The sequence below is a fragment of the Pseudomonas sp. AC070 genome, from assembly GCF_979258635.1.
Genome location: NZ_OZ409871.1, coordinates 2,367,011 through 2,385,249, shown reverse-complemented (window position 1 = coordinate 2,385,249; position 18,239 = coordinate 2,367,011). Strand labels below are relative to the sequence as shown.

At 58.2% G+C, this 18,239-nt stretch carries 13 protein-coding genes; 10 read left to right on the top strand and 3 right to left on the bottom strand.

The window, feature by feature from the left end:
• Positions 1 to 78: 78 nt before the first annotated feature.
• From ACZZ0Q_RS10755 to ACZZ0Q_RS10740, 4 genes are all read left to right on the top strand, one after another.
• Entirely contained in the window at positions 79 to 2,268 is a 2,190-nt protein-coding gene (locus tag ACZZ0Q_RS10755; RefSeq protein ID WP_463539019.1) for an ATP-binding protein, read from the top strand.
• Between the two features lie 311 nt (positions 2,269 to 2,579).
• On the top strand, positions 2,580 to 3,083 hold the full coding sequence (locus ACZZ0Q_RS10750; RefSeq protein WP_463560559.1) for a DUF4142 domain-containing protein: 504 nt from the start codon (positions 2,580 to 2,582) through the stop codon (positions 3,081 to 3,083).
• Between the two features lie 16 nt (positions 3,084 to 3,099).
• On the top strand, positions 3,100 to 3,387 hold the full coding sequence (locus tag ACZZ0Q_RS10745) for a DUF6021 family protein (protein WP_122495761.1): 288 nt from the start codon (positions 3,100 to 3,102) through the stop codon (positions 3,385 to 3,387).
• A 52-nt stretch (positions 3,388 to 3,439) separates the two neighbouring features.
• A complete protein-coding gene (locus ACZZ0Q_RS10740) occupies positions 3,440 to 4,999 on the top strand; it encodes an FAD-dependent oxidoreductase (protein WP_463539021.1) in 1,560 nt (519 codons plus the stop codon).
• A gap of 56 nt (positions 5,000 to 5,055) precedes the next feature.
• Here the strand turns inward: ACZZ0Q_RS10740 and ACZZ0Q_RS10735 are convergent, their stop codons facing one another.
• Positions 5,056 to 5,283, bottom strand: a complete 228-nt coding sequence (locus ACZZ0Q_RS10735; RefSeq protein WP_463539022.1) for a hypothetical protein — start codon at positions 5,281 to 5,283, stop codon at positions 5,056 to 5,058.
• 218 nt (positions 5,284 to 5,501) lie between these two features.
• On the opposite strand from ACZZ0Q_RS10735, the gene ACZZ0Q_RS10730 reads away from it, so the two are divergent.
• From ACZZ0Q_RS10730 to ACZZ0Q_RS10710, 5 genes are all read left to right on the top strand, one after another.
• Entirely contained in the window at positions 5,502 to 6,668 is a 1,167-nt protein-coding gene (locus tag ACZZ0Q_RS10730; RefSeq protein ID WP_463539023.1) for an efflux RND transporter periplasmic adaptor subunit, read from the top strand.
• On the top strand, positions 6,665 to 7,753 hold the full coding sequence (locus ACZZ0Q_RS10725; protein ID WP_463560558.1) for an efflux RND transporter periplasmic adaptor subunit: 1,089 nt from the start codon (positions 6,665 to 6,667) through the stop codon (positions 7,751 to 7,753). Before ACZZ0Q_RS10730 ends, ACZZ0Q_RS10725 begins: the two co-directional genes overlap by 4 nt.
• Positions 7,750 to 10,845, top strand: a complete 3,096-nt coding sequence (locus ACZZ0Q_RS10720) for an efflux RND transporter permease subunit (protein WP_463539024.1) — start codon at positions 7,750 to 7,752, stop codon at positions 10,843 to 10,845. Before ACZZ0Q_RS10725 ends, ACZZ0Q_RS10720 begins: the two co-directional genes overlap by 4 nt.
• A 111-nt stretch (positions 10,846 to 10,956) precedes the next feature.
• Positions 10,957 to 12,042, top strand: coding sequence for a DUF3182 family protein (locus ACZZ0Q_RS10715; protein WP_463539025.1), 1,086 nt, complete (start codon positions 10,957 to 10,959; stop codon positions 12,040 to 12,042).
• Positions 12,029 to 12,799 carry an alpha/beta hydrolase family protein gene (locus ACZZ0Q_RS10710; RefSeq protein WP_463539026.1) on the top strand — a complete coding sequence of 257 codons (771 nt, stop codon included), beginning with the start codon at positions 12,029 to 12,031 and terminating at the stop codon, positions 12,797 to 12,799. Before ACZZ0Q_RS10715 ends, ACZZ0Q_RS10710 begins: the two co-directional genes overlap by 14 nt.
• A gap of 10 nt (positions 12,800 to 12,809) precedes the next feature.
• Here the strand turns inward: ACZZ0Q_RS10710 and ACZZ0Q_RS10705 are convergent, their stop codons facing one another.
• The gene (locus ACZZ0Q_RS10705) at positions 12,810 to 13,154 is read right to left on the bottom strand and encodes an ANTAR domain-containing protein (protein WP_463539027.1); all 345 of its coding nucleotides are present in this window, start codon (positions 13,152 to 13,154) and stop codon (positions 12,810 to 12,812) included.
• Between the two features lie 87 nt (positions 13,155 to 13,241).
• Positions 13,242 to 16,637, bottom strand: coding sequence for a response regulator (locus ACZZ0Q_RS10700; protein WP_463560557.1), 3,396 nt, complete (start codon positions 16,635 to 16,637; stop codon positions 13,242 to 13,244).
• 236 nt (positions 16,638 to 16,873) lie between these two features.
• Between ACZZ0Q_RS10700 and ACZZ0Q_RS10695 the strand changes: the two genes are divergently transcribed.
• On the top strand, positions 16,874 to 18,073 hold the full coding sequence (locus ACZZ0Q_RS10695; RefSeq protein ID WP_463539031.1) for an EAL domain-containing response regulator: 1,200 nt from the start codon (positions 16,874 to 16,876) through the stop codon (positions 18,071 to 18,073).
• Positions 18,074 to 18,239 lie beyond the last annotated feature (166 nt).

Sequence of the window (18,239 nt, the reverse complement as noted above, 5' to 3'; positions counted from 1 at the left end):
GGCTTGGATGCATAGGTGCAGGACGGTATAAGGAACGCCACGAAAAAGACGTGTTTGATTGGCTACGGATGGGGACAGATGGCGCAGTGGCTCAAAGGTGACGAGCAGATGGTGGAGCGGATACGAGCCTACGACTGGGCCTCGTCGCCGCTGGGGCCGATTGAGGATTGGCCGGATGTTTTAAAGACCACCGTTGCCCTGAGCCTCGGTTCAAGCTTCCCGCAAGCCATCGTTTGGGGCGAAAGCCTCACTACCCTGCACAACCAAGCCTTCAATCAAATTCTCGGCAATAAACCCTCTGCGTTGGGCCGCTCGTTCAGCGACGTGTGGAGCGAAGCGTGGCCCGATATCAGCGCCTTCGCCGACGCCGCTTTTGCAGGCCAAGCCACCTACCTGGAAGATTTCCCGCTGCTGATCGAGCGCGGCGGCGCCCCGGAGCAGGCCTACTTCACCTTTTGCTACAGCCCCATTCGCGACCACACCGGCAAGGTCGTTGGCATCCTCGATACCGTGGCTGAAACCACGGCCACGGTGGTGGCCAACCAGCGCCTGGCCTTTCTCGATGGCCTCGGGCGTGCGGTGGCAACGGCCACCAGCGCCGATGTGATTCTGGCCGCCACCACGCGCATGCTGGCGCAGCAGTTAGGCCTGTCGAACTGCGCCTACGCCGATATGCACACCGACCAGGACGGCTTCACCATTCGCGGCGATTGGGCCGCGCCGGGCTCGCCGCATATTCTCGGCATTTATCGCCTGGCCGACTTTGGCGAGCTGGCTGTGCGCAACCTCAGCGCCGGGCTGCCGTTGATTATCAACGACAACCTCAGCGAGCTGCCCAGCCACGAATCGGCGGCGTTCCAGGCCCTGGGCATCACGGCGACCATCTGCATGCCGCTGATCAAAGACGGCCGCCTTACGGCGTTGATGGCTATCCACGACAACGTGCCCCGGCAGTGGACCGATACCGATATGGGCCTGCTGCGTGAAGTCACCGAACGTTCGTGGGCACACATCGAGCGGGTGCGCGCCGACGCCGAATTACGTGAAGCCGTGAACGCCCTGGCCACGCTCAATAGCACGCTGGAGTTACGGGTGGAGGAACGCACGGCGCGGCTGGTCGAAACCGAAGCGGAACTGCGCCAAGCGCAGAAATTAGAGGCCATCGGCCAACTCACGGGCGGCGTGGCCCATGACTTCAACAACCTGCTGACCATCATTCGCTCCTCGATCCACTTCTTGCGCCGCACCGATCTGCCGCTGGAGCGCCGCAACCGTTACATCGACACCATTTCCAACACCATCGAGCGCGGCGCTAAGCTCACTGGGCAACTGCTGGCCTTTGCCCGCCGCCAACCGCTGCATCCGCAAGTGTTCGAAGTGGGCCAACGCCTGGAGGCCTTGCACGACATGCTCGACTCGGCCGCAGGCGCGCGCATTCAGGTGGTGCTGGAATTGCCAAGGCAGCCGTGTTTTGTTCGGGCCGATCTCGGTCAATTGGAAACCGCGCTGATCAACATGGCCATCAACGCCCGCGACGCCATGGGCGGCGAAGGCCAACTGACGGTGCGCCTGACGTGCAACCAGCGCATGCCATCGGCTTCCCAGTCAGCGGCCGAGGCCGGCCTGCTGGCCGCGATTGCCGTTACCGACACCGGTGCCGGAATCGCCCCAGCGGTGATGTCGCGAATATTCGAACCCTTCTTCACCACCAAGGAAATTGGCCAGGGCACTGGTCTCGGCTTGTCGCAAGTGTTTGGCTTTGCCAAGCAATCGGGCGGCGACGTCGACGTGTACTCCGTGCCCGGGCAAGGCACCACGTTCACCCTGTTTCTGCCGCAGGTGGAAGCGCAAGCCGGGCTTACTGAACCTGTCCCGCCACCGATGCAACAAACCCTGCGTGGTACGCAGCAGCGGGTACTGGTGGTGGAAGACAACCGAGAGATCGGCAGCTTTGCCGCCGACATGCTGCAAGACCTGGGCTACGACGTGACCTGGGCCAGCACCGCCGAGGAAGCCCTGCAACGCATGGGCCCTGAGGCGCTGGAATTCGACGCCGTGTTTTCTGACGTGATGATGCCCGGCATTGGCGGCCTGAACCTGGCCACCGAACTGCGCCGCCGCCGCCCCGGTCTGCCGATCATCCTCACCTCCGGTTACAGCCAGACGTTGTCCGCCGAAGGCTTCCAGGGTTTCGCCTTCCTGCGCAAACCTTACTCGTCTGAACAGGTGGCGCAGATGTTGAGTGCGGCGCTGAATCGTAAGGATTAGTGCACATGCTACGGCCGCGTCGTCAAAATCGGCGTTCACCATGCAAGCCTGGATCCCGAATCGTCGGACCGCCGCCTGCGCGGGGATGACGGTGTTTTTTTCGCATAGCTTTGTCCAAGCCCGGTTCGGGATCCAGGCTCGTTCATGTATCGGTACCCGTCTAACCCCCTCTAACGCGCATGCACCTAAAAACCAAAAAAACCAAAAAAACACCCCACCGTACCGCTCGGCAAATAATCGAAACCTTCCGCCAAACCCACCCGTCCACTTATTAGCGACGACCCGTTCGCGTCACAGTGGAGAAAAATGGAATGAACACTACCCCGCTCAAACACTTCGGTCTGGCTTGCGTTCTCAGCTTCAGCGCCCTGGCAAGTGCCGTGGCCGCCGAGTCCAATTCCTTCGTCGAAAACGCCACCCAAGGCGGCATCCTGGAAATTGAAGCCGCCAAGCTGGCGCTGGAAAAAAGCAAAAGCACCGACGTGCGCGAGTTCGCCACCACCATGCAGGCGGACCACACAAAGGTGAATCAAGAGCTCACCGCCCTGGCCAAGAAGCAGAACATCGAGGTGCCAGACGAAGCGTCGATGATCGACAAAGCCAAAAAGCTGCTGCTGGAAATGCGCGACGAGTCGTTCGATAAGGGCTACGCCGGCAACCAGGTAGCCGCCCACGAACAGACCATCGAGCTGTTCAAGAAACAAGCCGAGTCGAATGAAAACCCAGAGCTGCAAGCTTTCGCCAAAGAGAAGCTGCCCGCCCTGGAACACCACCTGGAAATGGCCAAGCAGCTAAAAGCCAAGCACGACCACTAAGCCCAGCGGAGGTTGTATGAACGCTCAACACACCGCGCCGCCGGATCGTGACGGGGCCACGCTCGACGCCGAGCAGTGGCCTGCTCAAGACACGCCGGCCGATACCCGGGGGCTTCCCGGGTATCCGCGTCAGCAAGCCGGCAAGCAGGTCGATTCCGAAGCGGACTTCGACCCGGATTCGCCGGACCTTGCCGACCCGCAAATCGACCCGCGGCATCCACCGCGCATTCCCGACGATGCGCCGGATCCGCGGGCCGAGAAGCGCGCGCCTAGCGATGAATACCCGCCCTACGAAAAACCCTGAGGTCGTTAACGCTTGCGTTAGCCCCTGTCGTTCACGTTAAGGAAAGCTGTCCATGCCACTGCACTATGTCGCCTGCTTGGCAGATTTGCCCGACGGCCAGATTGGCCAGGGCAAGATTGGTGAGCAATCGTTGATTCTGTTGCGAACCGGCGACACGGTGCAGGCATTTCAGGGCAATTGTCCGCACGCCGGCGCGCCGTTAGCGGACGGCGCACTGTGCAACGGACGGCTGATTTGCCCGTGGCACAAAGGCACGTTCCGCCTGAGTGATGGGCACGTGTGCGAACCGCCAGCGCTGGAAGATTTGCAGCGTTACGCGGTGACCATTCGCGACGGCCAGGTGTATGTGGACGATCAACCGCTGCCCGCTTTAATCGACAACTCCCAATCGCCAGACGAGCGTTTATTCGCCATCGTCGGCGGTGGCGCAGCCGGTACAGCGGCAGCTTCGGCATTGCGAGAGCATGGGTTTGCCGGGCGCTTGTTACTGATCGACCGTGAGGAGGCGCCGGGCTTTGACCGCACGGTGCTGAGCAAATTTGTAATCGCTGGCGACATGGCGCCAGCGCAGATTCCCGACCTTAAAGACGACGACTACTACCGCGACCAGCGCATCGAGCGCGTGCATGGCCATGTCAATCGCATGGATGCCCAGCGCCGCGAAATCGAGCTGAGCGATGGTCGTCTGTACCGTTACGACTCCGCGCTGCTGGCCACCGGCGCCAAGCCGAAAACCCTGGACCTGCCCGGCGCGCAGTTGGACAACGTGCATGTGCTGCGCTCCCGTGCGCATGCCGCGGACATCCTGCACGCCACGCTGCCGGGCGATCGCGCGGTGATTATCGGCGACAGTTTCATCGGCCTTGAAGCGGCCAGTTCGTTGCGCAAACGTGGCCTCGGCGTGACCGTGATCGCCCGCCATGAAGTGCCTTTCGCCAAGCAATTCGGCATTGAAGTGGGCCGCGCCATCCGCCTGCTGCACGAGAGCAACGGCGTGGTGTTTCGCGTGGGTGAGGAAGCCGTGAGCTTCGAGGCCGACGAAGCCGAGCAAGACCAACACGTAAAGGCGGTGCGCCTGGCCTGTGGTGAACGCATTGCCGCCGACCTGGTGCTGGTCGGCGTCGGCGTGAGCCCCGCTACCGACCTGCTGCAGGGCCTGCGCTTATGCGACGACGGCGCGCTGGTGGTGGACCAACACATGCGCGCCGCGCCGGGCCTGTGGGCGGCTGGTGATATCGCGCGCTTCCCCTTGGCCGACGAACACCTGCGCATCGAACATTGGCGCGTGGCCCAGCAACACGCGCGCATCGCTGCGCAAAATATGCTCGGCGGCGAAGTGGCCTACGACAGCGTGCCGTTCTTCTGGACCCAGCATTTCGGCAAGCGCTTCGACTACCTCGGCCACGCCAAAGACTGGCAGGAAACCATTATTGAAGGCGATCTGGCGAACCTGCACTTTATCGCCCTGCTCTGCAGCCAGGGTCAGGTAGAAGGCGTGGTGGCATGCCAGCGCGAGGCGGCCACGGCGTTGTTGGCAGAGCGGATGCGCGAACCGCTGTCGGTTGAACAAGCGCTAAGGTTGATCCGCCAATGCGGCGGCGAATCGGTTTAAGCGTGGTGTGGGCAGGCCCGCGCAAGCAGGCCTGCCAGGTCGATTAGTTCCCCCGGCTATTTCGGGAAAATGCCGGTAATGGTGATGCCGTAATCCTTCAGCAATTTCAGCGGCAGCTCGGTCGCCTCTTCCTCCGGATCGCCGAATTCGCCTTTCTCCAGATTCTGCTCAGCCCATTTCCATACATACTCCACCGCCTGATCGACGCTAGGCTTGTCGTCCTGATCGACATCCAGAACGGACGTGTTTTGGTCCCTGTTATAGCTGATCACCCAATGGGTCATACGCTGATCTCCGCGTTAAATGTGTCGGTGTCTTACCTGCTGACTGGCGCAACGCCAGATCGGTTCAGGTAGGTTTGTAACCGCATCCATTCATGGTCGAATTTCGTCGTCTAGGCCGTTATCTGCTTGAAAACTTGAACTTTCCCACCTATGGCTTCCTCTCAAACCCATGCACGACATGGCGTTCGCCGCCGTCTTAAAGGAATAGGAGTTTTCCAATGCCGGAACAGGCATGGCCTGAGCGCAAGCCGTCGACCCTCGCGATTCTGCTGGCAATCGCCGCGTGCCTGGCGCTCGCCGGCTGCGACGACAAACAGCAAACGCCGCCCCATACCCGCGTGCTCGTGCAGAGCGTTAAGCCCGGTGATTTCAGCGACCAAGTGGAGCTGACCGGCGATATTCAGGCGCGCGTTGAAGCGCAGCAGTCATTTCGCGTCGGCGGCAAGATTATTGAGCGCATGGTCGAGGTCGGCGACCAGGTGAAGGCCGACCAAGTGTTGGCTCGCCTTGACCCGCAAGAACAGCAAACCAATGTCGATACCGCCCGCGCCGCTTTGCAGGCGCAGGAGGCGCAGTTGCGTCTGGCTGAAGTGAGTTTCAAACGTCAGCAACAGCTGCTGCCCAAGGGGTACACCAGCAAAAGCGAATTCGACCAGGCGCAGGCCCAGTTGCGCTCCAGTCGCAGTTCCTACAGCGCCGCCCAGGCGCAGCTGGCCAACGCCCGCGACTTGCTCACCTACACCGAACTACGCGCGTCCGCCGATGGCGTCATCACCCAGCGTCAGGCTGAGGCCGGGCAAGTGGTGCAAGCCACGGTGCCGATCTTCACCCTGGCACGCGCGGGCGAACGGGACGCGGTTTTCGATGTGTACGAATCGCTATTCAACGCTGACCTGGCCGAACAACCGGTGACCGTCAGCCTGCTGAACCGCCCCGCCGTCACGGCGCAAGGCAAGGTGCGCGAGATAACCCCAACCATCGATGCGCAAAGCGGCACGGTGAAGGTCAAGGTGGCGCTGGAAAACGCACCGGAAGAAATGAACCTGGGCGCCGTGGTCAGCGCCACCGTGCACCCTAAAACCAGCAACCGCGTGGTGCTGCCATGGTCGGCGCTGTTTAAAAGCCAGAATCAGCCGGCGGTATGGCTGGTGGATGACCAGCAGAAAGTCACCCTGCAACCAGTGAGTGATGTGGCGTACGGCAGCGGCACGGTGATGATCGGCAAAGGTTTGAAAGCTGGCCAACACGTAGTGGTCGCCGGAGGGCAGTTGCTGCATCCGGGGCAAGTGGTAGAAATCGCCACGCCGGACAAAGCCGCCGAACCCGAAAAAGCGAAAATCGCCGCGCCGCCACCTGCGGGTAACAGTCGGGAGGCCGCGCCATGAAGCGTTTCACACTGCTGGCTTTGTCCATCTGCCTGGCCCTGGGATTGACGGCCTGCTCAGAAAAAAAACCGGAAAAACCAGCGCCGCGTCCAGTGCTCTACAGCGTGGTCAGTACCCAGCAGCAAGCCACGGTGGGCCGCTACGCCGGCACCATCGAAGCCCGTTACGAAACCACCGTCGGCTTTCGCACCAACGGCCGCATTGCCTCACGCACCGTGAACGTCGGGGACAAAGTCGACAAAGGCACCCTGCTCGCCACCCTCGACCCCAGCGACCAGGAAAATCAGCTGCGCGCCCGCGAAGGTCAGATGGCCAGCGCCAACGCGCAGTGGATCGACGCGCAAGCCGATGCACGCCGCCAGCAGGAACTGTTCGACCGCGGCGTGGGCGCCAAAGCCAATCTCGATGACGCGCAAACACGCCTGAAAACGGCGCGCGCCAACCTCGACCAAATGGCCGCCGACGTGCAAAACGCCAAAGACCAGGTGCAGTACACCCGCCTGCTCAGCGACTTCCCCGGCGTGGTCACCGCCTGGCGCGCAGAAACCGGCCAAGTGGTCGCGGCCGGCCAGGAAGTGTTGACTCTGGCCCGCCCCGATGTGCGCGAAGCGGTGTTCGACCTGCCTGACGAACAAGTGGCGCAATTGCCCGCTGAAGCGCGCTTTACCGTGCGCTCGCAATTACAGCCAGACGTTCAGGCCCAGGCACAGGTTCGCGAAATGGCACCGCAGGCCGACCCCACCACACGCTCGCGACGCGTGCGCCTGAGTTTGATCGACAGCCCGGAAGAACTGCGGCTGGGCACCACCGTTAACGTCGAACTCAGCAGCCAAACGGCCGCACACAGCACGTTGCCGGCCAGCGTATTGATTGGCGACCGCGTCGAAAACGGCCGCGCGCAGGTCTGGGTAATCGACCCCACGAGTCTCGCCGTGAATCAGCGGACCGTGCAGGTGTTAAGACGTGAAGGCGACTCGGTGGTAATTGGCGAAGGCCTACGCGACGGCGAACACGTGGTGCGCGCCGGCGTGAACAGTTTGCAACCCGGACAAGTCGTCAAGCTGGACCCAGGAGCAGTGCAATGAGTCGGGAAACGGGCGGTTTCAACCTGTCGGACTGGGCCCTGCGCCATCAGTCGTTGGTCTGGTATCTGATGGCTGTTTCCTTGGTCATGGGGATTTTTTCCTACTTTGAATTGGGGCGGGAGGAAGACCCTTCATTCACCATCAAAACCATGGTCATCCAAACCCGCTGGCCGGGCGCGACGGTGAACGACACCCTTTACCAAGTCACCGACCGCATCGAAAAGAAACTCGAAGAACTGGATACGCTGGACTACGTAAAGAGCTACACGCGGCCCGGCGAATCGACCGTATTCGTGTACCTGAAAGACACCACCAACGGCAAAGACATCCCCGACATCTGGTACCAGGTGCGTAAGAAAATCACCGACATCCAGGGCGAATTTCCCCAAGGTTTGCAGGGGCCATTCTTCAACGATGAATTCGGCGACGTGTTCGGCAGCATCTACGCCTTCACCGGCGACGGCCTGAGCTACCGGCAACTGCGCGACTATGTGGAACAGGTGCGCCTTGATATCCGCAGCGTCGACAACTTGGGCAAGGTGCAGTTGATCGGCGAACAAAACGAAGTGCTGTACCTGAACTTCTCCACCCGCAAACTGGCCGCGTTGGGGCTGGACCAAAGCCAGGTGGTGCAAAGCCTGCAAGCGCAAAACAGCGTGACGCCATCCGGTGTGATCGAGGCCGGCCCCGAGCGAATTTCGGTGCGCACGTCCGGCGAATTCCGCTCGCAGGAAGACCTGCAAGCGGTGAATTTGCGGGTTAACGATCAGTTCTATCGCTTGGCCGACCTGGCCACCATCGAGCACCGTTTTCAGGATCCGCCGGAATCGCTGTTCCGCTTCAACGGCCAACCTGCCATCGGCTTAGCCGTTGCCATGCGCGACGGTGGGAACATTCAGACCTTCGGTAAGCAATTGCACCAGCGCATGGAGGAAATAACGGCGGAGTTGCCGGTCGGCGTCGGCGTGCATCAGGTGTCGAACCAAGCCGAAGTGGTGAACAAAGCCGTAGGCGGTTTCACCAGTGCGCTGTTCGAAGCGGTGGTAATTGTGCTGGTGGTGAGTTTTATCAGCCTGGGCGTGCGCGCCGGTTTGGTGGTGGCGTGCTCCATTCCGCTGGTGTTGGCCATGGTGTTCGTGTTCATGGAATACAGCGGCATCACCATGCAGCGGATTTCCCTGGGCGCCCTGATCATAGCCCTCGGCCTGCTGGTAGACGACGCGATGATCACCGTGGAAATGATGGTCACGCGCCTGGAGGCCGGCGACACCCGCGCCCAAGCCGCCACCTACGCCTACACCTCCACAGCCTTCCCGATGCTCACCGGCACGTTGGTGACGGTGGCAGGCTTTGTGCCGATTGGTCTGAATGCCAGCTCGGCGGGCGAGTACACCTTCACCCTATTCGCCGTTATTGCTGTGGCGCTGCTGGTGTCGTGGCTGGTGGCGGTTTTGTTCGCCCCGGTTATCGCCGTCCATGTTTTACCGAAATCGCTGAGCCACAAAAAAGACAAAGAACCCGGCCGGCTGACCCGAGGCATGGACCGCGGCTTGAAGTGGGCAATGCGTCATCGCTGGCTGAGCATCGGCTTGACGGTGGCGCTGTTCGTGACCTCGATCGTGCTGATGCAATTTGTGCAGCAGCAATTCTTCCCCTCTTCCGACCGGCCGGAATTGTTGGTCGACCTGAACCTGCCGCAGAACAGCAGCCTGGAGGAAACCCGCCAAGTCGTGGACCGTTTGGAAGCCACCATCAAGGACAGCCCCGACATTCAGCGCTGGAGCACGTATATCGGCGAGGGCGCCGCGCGCTTCTATCTGCCGCTCGACCAACAACTGCAAAACCCCTTCTATGCCCAGCTAGTGATCGTCAGCAAAGACCTGGAAGCGCGCCAACGCCTGGCCGCTGAACTGAAGGCCCGTTTGCGGGAAGACTTCGTTGGCATCAGCAGCCTGGTTCAACCGTTGGAAATGGGCCCGCCTGTAGGACGGCCGATTCAGTACCGCATCAGCGGGCCGAACATCGAGCAGGTGCGCGAATACGCCATGCAAGTGGCCGGACTGCTCGACGGTAACGCCGATATCGGCGACATGATTTACGACTGGAACGAGCCTGGTCGGGTGCTGAAAATTGACGTGGCGCAAGACAAAGCCCGGCAGTTGGGGCTGTCGTCACAAGACGTGGCGCAGACCATGAACAGCGTGGTGACCGGCGCAAACGTCACTCAGGTTCGCGACAGCATCTATCTGATTAACGTGGTGGGCCGTTCCGAGGAAGGCGAACGACGTTCCCCTGAGACCTTGGAAAACCTGCAAATCACCACGCCGCGTGGCACTTCTATTCCGCTGCGCGCATTCGCCACGGTGAGCTATGAGCTTGAGCAACCGCTGGTATGGCGCCGCGATCGCAAGCCCACCATCACCCTCAAAGCCAGCGTGCACGGCGACAAACAACCCACCGACGTGATGGCCGAACTGCAGCCGAAAATAGACGAGTTCGCCGCGAACTTGCCGGCGGCGTATCGGATCAAACCGGGCGGCACCGTCGAGGAAAGCGGCAAGGCGCAGGGACCGATTGGCAAGGTGATACCGCTGATGCTGTTTTTGATGGCGACCTTTCTGATGATTCAGCTGCAAAGCGTGAAGAAGCTGTTTCTGGTTGCCAGCGTCGCACCACTGGGCTTGATCGGCGTGGTTGCCGCGCTTTTGCCCACCGGCACACCGTTGGGCTTTGTGGCGATTCTTGGGGTGCTAGCGCTTATCGGCATCATCATTCGCAACTCGGTGATTCTGGTGACGCAGATCGACGAATTCCGCGAGGCAGGCTCACACGCTTGGGACGCGGTCATTGAAGCGACTCATCACCGAACCCGCCCCATTCTGCTCACTGCTGCAGCGGCCAGCCTGGGCATGATTCCTATCGCACGCGAAGTGTTTTGGGGGCCGATGGCCTTTGCGATGATCGGCGGCATCATCAGCGCCACGCTGCTGACCTTGCTGTTCCTGCCGGCTTTGTACGTCGCTTCTTACCGCATTCAAGAACCAGAGCGGGACAGCGCCCAAAGCGGCGGCGAACCTTCCGAGGTGCGTTAGCCGGAGAACAATGCGTCGTGCGGAAAAGGGAACCGAACGGCGCATTCTTCCTTCTCACGTTATGCCCGTCCGCGCAGCCCGCGGGACGATGCTCAACGACAGAGAGCCCGGATGAACACAAAACGCGCCGTCGCACTGCTGACCCTCGACACGCCACTGGCCGACCACGAGCGCGCAGTTCAGCAGGTACTGGCAGAGAAATTCGGCGGCCTGCTCGGTCTGCCCGTACAGACGTCTTCCGAAAACAACAGCGCCTGTTATTGGATCCCCAGCGAAACGGTGGCGGGCATCCAGCAGATGAAGGCGCTCGGGATAGCCAGCGCCGAGGACTTCTTCGGCGGCGTCGTGCGGTTCCCCTTCATGGCGACCAAAGCCATTAGCCACCCCTTGATCGAGCAGCCGACCGTGACGCCCGAAGGCTGGACCGCGCAGTTTCACCAACAGGCGGCCGATGCGGTATTGCGCGGCACCACGGTGTTTGACCTGAGCGATGCCGAGCTGGCCGGATCGGCCCTGCTGGCGCATGGGCCCGTGCGGGTGAAAGCTGTGCGAGGCAAAGCCGGTCGAGGTCAGACGTTGGTGGAAAACGCCGCTGAACTCAGCGCGTGTTTACGCCAGGCGGATGCTCAGGAAGTCTCGAAATGGGGTCTGGTACTGGAGGAACACCTGAAGGAGGTCGTGACGTTCAGCGTGGGACAAATCCAAGTCGCCGGGCTCGTCGCCAGCTATTACGGCTCGCAACGCTTAACCCAAGACGACAGCGGCGCGCAGGTCTACGGCGGCTCTGATTTGATGATCGTGCGCGGGGGCTATGAAGCGCTTGATGCGCTGCCGTTATCGGCGCACGCCCGTTTGGCGATCAAGCAGGCCGTTACGTATGAACAAGCCGCGTTCGATTGCCTGGGGCTGATCGCCTCGCGTCGCAACTACGACATTGCCCAGGGTATCGACGCCCTGGGGGAAGAACGCTCTGGCGTTCTGGAACAGTCTTGGCGCATCGGCGGCGCTAGTCCTGCTGAAGTCTTCGCGCTGGAAGCCTTGCAGCAACACCCCGAAATCCTGTGCCTGAAGGCAAGCACCTACGAAACATATGGCGATGACGCCCCAGCGGGTGCGACGCGCCTGTTCCAAGGCGAAGTTGCGCCCCACGGCACTATCAGCAAATTCGTAAAGGTTGACCTCAATGCCTGCCCATAGCCAGACCATAGACATTCGCGTTGATAACGAAACAATCGCCGGAACCCTCATGTCCCCGGAACAGAAAGTGCCGGGCATACTTTTCGTACATGGTTGGGGTGGCAGCCAACAGAGGGACTTGGCACGCGCCAAAGGCATCGCCGGATTCGGCTGCGTATGCCTGACCTTCGACCTGCGCGGCCACGAGCGCACGTCAGCCAGCAAACAGACCGTGACACGGGAACAGAACCTGGCGGACATCGTTGCAGCCTACGACCAACTGGCGGGCCATCCGGCAATCGATCCGGACAAAATCGCAGTGATCGGCAGTAGTTACGGGGGGTATCTGGCGACGTTTCTTACCGACATGCGTCCGGTACGGTGGCTCGCATTGCGCGTCCCCGCGTTGTACTGGGACGAAGAATGGACGGTGCCCAAACAGCTTCTGGACCGCGAGCGCCTGGCGCGTTACCGGCGCACGCTGTGCTTGCCAGAACAGAACCGCGCCCTGGCCTGCTGCGCAAAATTCAAGGGAGACGTGCTGTTAGTGGAGTCGGAGCACGACGATTATGTGCCCCACACCACGCTGATGAGCTACCGCGCGGCCTTCGAAAAGGCCCACTCACTAACCCATCGCATTGTGGATGGCGCCGACCATGCGCTCAGCCAGGACAGCGACCAAAAGGCCTACACCTCGATTCTCAATAGTTGGATTGGGGAAATGATCATGGGGGCGAGAACCGCAGACTATCCCCATCATTCGGCCATTTATTCGTAACTGCGATGAGTCAGTGCAAGGTGTAAGACGGCTCTAGGCCGTCATCGAGGCAGGTGCTGTCGCTGCAAAGCGGATCGGCAAGGCGATCGAATTGAAAACCGCTGCGGTAGATCACCACGTTACGAAAACTGCTCAGTGTTTTGAGTGCTTCGGTGTATTCATGTCCAAGAAGCCGGCGATTGATTAACACGCGGTCAAAGGGCTTATCGCCAAAGTCGATCAACGACAACAGCTCATCCAGCGTGGCGACCGAAGCAATGCCGAAACAACCAGCGTTATTCATGAGTTTTTCTACATTGGCGCGAACCAGCGGGTCGGCGTCTGCAATCAGGATGCGCATGTGCTTGGCTAACATGGTCAAGGCTCGTAAAGAATGAGCCAGCAAGTGTCCTTAGGGTGACCAAGCCATTGAACTCGATGTTTCCTCAAATGCCGTAGGAGGTTACTTCCCGAGTCGTTCCAACCCGTCAGCAACAATGGCTAATTCCTTCACAAGCGCCTGCAATCGGCTTTCCACTTCCGACTGCGGCAATTGCTCCTGACAGGCGCGTTGCAATGCCGCTGCCGCGCGTTGTGCGTCGAACGCCCCTATGTTTCCGGCGGTGCCCTGCACCGTATGAGCGAGGCGCGTAGCTGACACCTCGTCGCCCTCCTCGACTGCTGCATGGAACTCCGAGGAGAAGTCCTCCGCTTGTTGACGAAACATCTTCAACAACTTGATGTAAAGCGCCGTGTTGTTCATGCAAACGGACAAACCCGCTTCAACATCGACACCAGGAAGCGCACCAATTGTTTCGGAAACCGCTGACGGCTCAGCCGAAGTTTTCGCAGTGGCCGGGGTAGGAAGCGGCTTAACCCACTTGGCGATGGTGGTGAACATGCTCAGCACATCGAGCGGCTTGGTGATGTAGTCATCCATTCCCGCCGCCAACGCTTTCTCCCGGTCTCCTTTCATGGCGCTGGCCGTCATCGCAATGATCGGAATTGCCTGTGTACGCAGATCAGCTCGTATGTGCTGCGTCGCGGTATACCCGTCCATTACTGGCATTTGGCAGTCCATCAAAATGAAACTGAACGAGCGGTCTTTGGCGAGAACGTCAAGCGCACGCTGCCCGTTGCCAGCCACCACAACCTCGGCGCCAGCCTGAGCCAGCAAAGCAACCGCCAGCTCCTGGTTCATCTCATTGTCTTCAACCAGAAGAATGCGATGGCCAGGCAAGCGCGAACGAAGATCAATGGATCTGTTGTCGTCTCGAACCTTCCGGGCAGGCAGCGGCGCGGAATGGCTTAGGGCTTCGCTCAAGGAGCCCGCCAATTTGGCGATCGTCAGCGGCTTTACCATCACGGCGTTGAACGCTTCAGCATCTTGCACCTGAGCATCGCCCTCGCCGCCTGCAGAGCCGATGAGAATTGCCCGGACGTCGTGGTGGCTCGCCCGTTGCCGAATGAGCCGCAAGCAATGCGCCCCGCCCATGATCGGCATGTTTTCGTCGAGCAAAATGAGATCGTACCGTCCGCCGGACCGCTCCATTTTATCGATAGCGATGAGTGCCTCGATGCCGTTGGCAACTTGGTCAACTTGCATTCCCAACGACAAACCCATCGTCGTAACAATTTCACGAGCCGAGGCATTGTCGTCAACCAGCAGTGCGCGGACGCCGCTTAGCGAATTAGCAGTGGCTGGCAATAAGCTGGCGTCAGGCGCTTCGACGCAGTCGAGATCGACGTGCACGTGGAAAGTCGACCCCTCACCGTACTGGGACTCCACCCAAATCTGGCCATCCATCAACTCCACCAGCTGCTTGCATATGACAAGTCCCAGGCCACTACCGCCGTACCGTCGAGTAGTGGAAGAATCTGCCTGGGTGAAACTATTGAACAGCTTCGCCCTCTGTTCCTCGGTAAGCCCTATCCCGGTGTCTTTGACCCAAAAATGCAAGGTGAGCCTTTTTTCTACAGCCTCTACCAGTTCCACCCCAACGATGACTTCACCTCGCTCGGTAAATTTCACCGCGTTGTTGCCAAGATTAATAAGCACCTGCGCCAAACGAAGTCGGTCCCCTATTAACAGAGCAGGAACATTGGCGGAGATATCAAACAGAAACTCAATGTTCTTCTGATTAGCCCGCAGACTAATAGCATTGGAAAGATCGTCGAACGCATCCTCCAGACGAAACTCTTCGTGTTCAATCTCCATCTTGGCCGACTCGAGTTTACTAAAGTCTAGAATGTCATTAATCAGATCAAGCAAGGAATTGGCGGCTTTGTGAACCTTCTCAATATAGTTACGCTGGAGCGGATCCAACCCCCCTCGCAGTGCCAATAACGACATCCCCATGATAGCGTTTATTGGCGTGCGGATTTCATGGCTCATATTTGCCAGAAATTCACCTTTTATTTTATTAGCAGACTCGGCGGCGCTCATCGCGGTAGACATTTCTCGCTCGGTTACCTTTTGCGCCGTAATATCGATAAGCCATCCAAGCGTGCCGGTCTCGCCCAAAAAATCGATGCGGAGGAAATTGACTAAAACGTCTCGAATTTGATGATTGTTGTCATAGACCTGCGTTTCATGCTGTTCCACTACGCCTTCACGGCGCAACCTTTCGCGCAATTGTTCACGCTCATCACCGCGGACATATAGACGCGGCATAGGCACATCGACCCGCACATCAAACGTATTGGTAAATAGCGGATTGGCGAACCGAACAATTCCCGTAGTACCGATTTTAAGATCGTCGGAAATAATGCAAACTGCAACTGGGGCGTTATCTAAAATCAATTGCAAGCGCTGATGTTGCCGGGCGATTTCTAATGAGTCGCTACGACGAATACGCATATCCGATAATCGCCGAAGAAAGAACCACATTAATAAACCGCAGGATCCAGCGGTTAGAAATGAAATCCAAAAGCCTTCTTTAAAGCTGTACACCGGCGCAAGAGCGCTGATTGTGACGAGTTTCCACTTACCGCGCGGGTCATTCCAGTCGACCGGAGCTGACGATACCGCGTAACGCTGTCCTTCGATCGTTACGGTGTCTTCGGACAGATTGAAAGGAAGCGCTCTGACCTTGCTTTCATCGTCAAAATAAGCGCCGAACTGCGTGGTTTCCGCGATTTCCTTTATTTGCGCCGGAGTTTTTTGCTCCGTCGTGCGCAGACTCCACTCCAAGCGCCCAGAGGTAAACACAACCCCTTGAGGAGAAATCACAAACCCGATGCGCGAACCGTCATTTCTGACAAAGTCTCCTAACTCACTGGCTTCAAATCGCCCGACCACAGCGCCTGTCACTTCATCCGACGAGGCCTCCAAATACACCGGCGCCGCCACGTAATACACAAGCCGGCCAGACACAGGGCTCACACCGCCGCTAACGCTTGGAAGCCCCTTCATCGCCTGTTGGAAATAGGGACGATTGCGCACGTCCACTCCGATTGGCGATATGTTTTCACCGCTCCAATCACTTTTAATGACGCCCTCGCCGTCGACCACGAACGCGAGACTTGCGCCTACGCGCTTAGCGATCACTTTCAGCGCAGGTTGGGCGATATTAAATTGCCGAGCGTGGCGGATGTCCGGCTCAAGTGAAGCAGTCCTTACCGATGAGTTAATCAACCCCGCTAACAGCAGGGCGCCCATTCCTTTGCCGTTTAGCGTAACGCCCTCAAGACTGAAGGCATTTTCGCGGATCAGCGCCCTCTCCGCGTCACGAAACCTCCCCTCCACCATTAGCCGATAAGCTTCGGTCGCGGCGAAGCCAAGCACACACGAGAACGATAGAGCTCCAACAAGAACAGGAATGCGGTAGGCCCCAATCCACTCAGAAATTTTATTCACCTGGATACTCATAAAGTTAAAGAAGCGACGAGCGAAATTTGCTTAGCCTTCGTGGCTTAAAAACTGTAGCACCACAATTCGCTAGACGTGGTGAAAAACGTCGAACCGCTTTCAGCGACGCTCAGCAAAATCGGGCATATAAGGATTTTCCTACAGATAATGAAGAGCGATTGTACATCACCAAAATTAGGCGGGTGCGATATTTCGGCAACTTTACTCGCGTAGGAACACACTAAATGTCCCAGCCGAAAATCCTTATCTCCGAAAGCCACCCTCTTGCCCAACAAGCATTAGTAAGTGTCTTAAAATCACTTGGGTACACGCGCCTCCATATCGCACCCACGAACGACGTTGCAGAAAAACTTATTCTGGAAGAAAAGTCTTTCGACATACTTTTTTGCTCATTCGGCTCAGCGAATTTTTCCGCGTTAAAGCTTCTACGCCATGCAAACCGTACCGGAGTCATTCGAGCCGTAATCTTCGTCAGCGATGTGTCCGCCGACATATATATCGCTCTCTGCAAGCTCGCCGAGTCTCGCGAAATTCAAGTAGCCGGTCGCGTTGGCAATAAATTCACAAAACCTGAGTTACAAGCGGCATTAGAATGCGGACTTCGTAAAAAAACGCAATTACAACGCCCCTTGCGCACCAACTTGCCTCCCGCAAAAGAGGTGGTCGCTGGCGTATTAAATGATGAGTTCATACCATACTTCCAACCTAAAATAGATCTCAACTCTATGAGATTAGTTGGAGCCGAAATACTGATGCGCTGGCGACATCCAAAATTAGGGATTATCGGCCCGCATACATTTATCGACTTAGCGAAACGTTTCGGCCATCTAGACGCGATGAGTTTCTCAATATTTGAGAGCGCGTTAAAACTCCTAAATCGTGAAGAGTTAGATGAAGACTTCAAGCTCTCAATAAATATCGATGCCACCCAGCTTTCCAGACCTGACTTCAGTTCGCGAGTATCAAGGGTATTGAGCGCCAACCACGTACGCCCGGATTCTTTAATTCTGGAAATCACCGAGAGCGGACTTCTTAAGTCACCGGCCGAATGCTACACAAATTTGATCCTTTTACGGACGATGGGCTGCGGTATTTCAATCGACGATTTTGGAACCGGACTTTCTTCGCTGCAGCGAATCTGCGAGATACCCTGCACCGAAATCAAATTAGACATGAGCTTTGTTAAAGAGATTTCTCTAAATAAGCGCACTCAGCTGGCTGTCGCGAGCATGGCTCATCTTAGCCGACAGATGGGAGTTTCACTCGTGGCTGAGGGCATCGAAAGCGTCGAGCAGCTAAAATTTCTTCAAGACCTTAATTGCCATTTTGGACAGGGACACCTATTTTCTGCACCTGTATCAGCTGAAAGACTTATTAAATGGATGTCAACTCGCAAAATTGAAGATCAGCTCCTTTTAGTTTGATCATGCATTTGTGAATCAGCAATCAGGCCGATGCTCCGTCTTTATAATTTCGAAAACAGTGAAAGGCTAGATCTGGGCCATGAGTGTTGAGCGACACAACCTGTGGCTGGCAGAGGTAGCGAAATACAAAAAGTGTAATCGATACCCAGTTACAGAGCTAAACCAT

Excerpts from the sequence above, each read along its gene's own strand:
- ACZZ0Q_RS10710 (WP_463539026.1), top strand. The coding sequence starts at position 12,029 with ATGCCTGCCCATAGCCAGACCATAGACATTCGCGTTGATAACGAAACA.
- ACZZ0Q_RS10735 (WP_463539022.1), bottom strand. The coding sequence starts at position 5,283 with ATGACCCATTGGGTGATCAGCTATAACAGGGACCAAAACACGTCCGTT.
- ACZZ0Q_RS10740 (WP_463539021.1), top strand. The coding sequence starts at position 3,440 with ATGCCACTGCACTATGTCGCCTGCTTGGCAGATTTGCCCGACGGCCAG.
- ACZZ0Q_RS10695 (WP_463539031.1), top strand. The coding sequence starts at position 16,874 with ATGTCCCAGCCGAAAATCCTTATCTCCGAAAGCCACCCTCTTGCCCAA.
- ACZZ0Q_RS10730 (WP_463539023.1), top strand. The coding sequence starts at position 5,502 with ATGCCGGAACAGGCATGGCCTGAGCGCAAGCCGTCGACCCTCGCGATT.
- ACZZ0Q_RS10725 (WP_463560558.1), top strand. The coding sequence starts at position 6,665 with ATGAAGCGTTTCACACTGCTGGCTTTGTCCATCTGCCTGGCCCTGGGA.
- ACZZ0Q_RS10705 (WP_463539027.1), bottom strand. The coding sequence starts at position 13,154 with ATGTTAGCCAAGCACATGCGCATCCTGATTGCAGACGCCGACCCGCTG.
- ACZZ0Q_RS10750 (WP_463560559.1), top strand. The coding sequence starts at position 2,580 with ATGAACACTACCCCGCTCAAACACTTCGGTCTGGCTTGCGTTCTCAGC.
- ACZZ0Q_RS10755 (WP_463539019.1), top strand. The coding sequence starts at position 79 with ATGGCGCAGTGGCTCAAAGGTGACGAGCAGATGGTGGAGCGGATACGA.
- ACZZ0Q_RS10715 (WP_463539025.1), top strand. The coding sequence starts at position 10,957 with ATGAACACAAAACGCGCCGTCGCACTGCTGACCCTCGACACGCCACTG.
- ACZZ0Q_RS10745 (WP_122495761.1), top strand. The coding sequence starts at position 3,100 with ATGAACGCTCAACACACCGCGCCGCCGGATCGTGACGGGGCCACGCTC.
- ACZZ0Q_RS10720 (WP_463539024.1), top strand. The coding sequence starts at position 7,750 with ATGAGTCGGGAAACGGGCGGTTTCAACCTGTCGGACTGGGCCCTGCGC.